This window comes from Bradyrhizobium altum (assembly GCF_020889705.1).
In the GTDB taxonomy this organism is placed as follows: domain Bacteria; phylum Pseudomonadota; class Alphaproteobacteria; order Rhizobiales; family Xanthobacteraceae; genus Bradyrhizobium; species Bradyrhizobium altum.
This window is the reverse complement of the sequence record NZ_JACMYP010000544.1, coordinates 1-1,280: the sequence shown is the minus strand read 5'-3', so window position 1 is coordinate 1,280 and position 1,280 is coordinate 1. Positions and strand designations below refer to the sequence as shown.

The window sequence follows — 1,280 nt, the reverse complement described above, 5'->3', positions numbered from 1 at the left end:
CGGCCTCGCCGAACAGATAGACGTCGGTCACGCTCACCCGCCGCGAGGTCCAGTGCGCACTGGAGGCAACCTGCTCCGGCGTCCGCCAGAGGCCGATCGCGTTGCGCAGGGTGGGCAGGCGCTCCGACAGGCCGCACTCGTCGAGCCGCAGCGCGAGCTGCGCCGGCGCGATCAGCGTGTCGCAGCCGTGATCGTTGAACTGGGTTTCGAACGCTTCCTCGTCGAACGGGTGATGCATGACGAGCGTTCCGCCCGACAGCAGCCAGGTCACCAGCGACGAACAGATGCCGGCAAACGACATCGGCGCGAATGCCGACATGATGGTCGCGCCCTGTGCCAGGTCGCTCTCCAGCGACATCGCGAGCCCGCCGGCGATCAGACCGAAATGCGCGCGCGGCACCGGACGAAAACCCTCGCTGGTGACGTCGAAGGAGATCAGCGCCGCCTTGCGGCCGTCCTGGATCATCGGGCGCGAGGTCCGGGAGTCCTGCAGGATCGCGTCATCGAGCGACGCCATGCCTTCGGGCAGATCGGTGCCGAACCCGCAGACATGGCGGATCGAAAAGGCTTCCGCCGCGGCGTTCATGGCGATGTCGGAGTAGGAGACGCCGTCGATCCTGCCGCAGGTGACGATCGCCCGCGCCGCGGTGCGGTTGAGCACGGACGTCAGCTCGGCCTGGCGCCACAATAGCGGCAACGGCGCCACCACCAGGCCGACCCGATAGGCGGCGAGCACGGTCAGGGCGAATTCGATCGTCGAGGGAAGCTGAACCGCGATCACCGTATTGGCCGGCAATCCGCTCTCGACGAAATGGGCGGCGATCGCCGAGATCGCGCGGTCGGCCTGAGCATAGGTCAGGCGCTTGCGGGTCTGTCCGGTGATGCGCTGCTTGTTGATCGGGTCGACCAGCGCCAGCGCCTCGGGTTGCCGCGCCAAACTGCGCTTGAACAGCGTATCGAGCGTGGGCGAGGTGATCGACTGGTTCACAGGTTCAACGTCGGTTGCATCGCTTCGATCAGATCGGACCATGCCGCGTCGGTTCGCAGCTCACTTGGCAGCTCAACTTGGCAGCTCACTTGGATTGCGCGGCGGGTTTCTGCCACCAGGTCTCCGGCAGGTAGCCCGTCAACGCCGTGGCCGAAGGCCGTTCTATCCGATTCCAGCGCGCGATCCATTGCTCTCCCAAGTTAAATAGGGGGATAGCGTAGAAGCCGGACATCAGGGCCCGGTCCAGCGCCCGCACCGCCGAGACGAAGGCCGGCCGCTCCCGCGCCGCGAG

The 1,280-nt window shown here is 66.7% G+C and carries 1 protein-coding gene and 1 pseudogene; both read right to left on the bottom strand.

The genetic code is table 11. The features are described 5' to 3' along the window. On the bottom strand, nt 1-988 hold a 988-nt coding region (locus H8B02_RS47245; RefSeq protein WP_229172507.1), incomplete at its 3' end, for an AMP-binding protein. A gap of 85 nt (nt 989-1,073) precedes the next feature. Further along, nucleotides 1,074-1,280: pseudogene (locus H8B02_RS47240) on the bottom strand (ABC transporter substrate-binding protein); the annotation flags it as partial.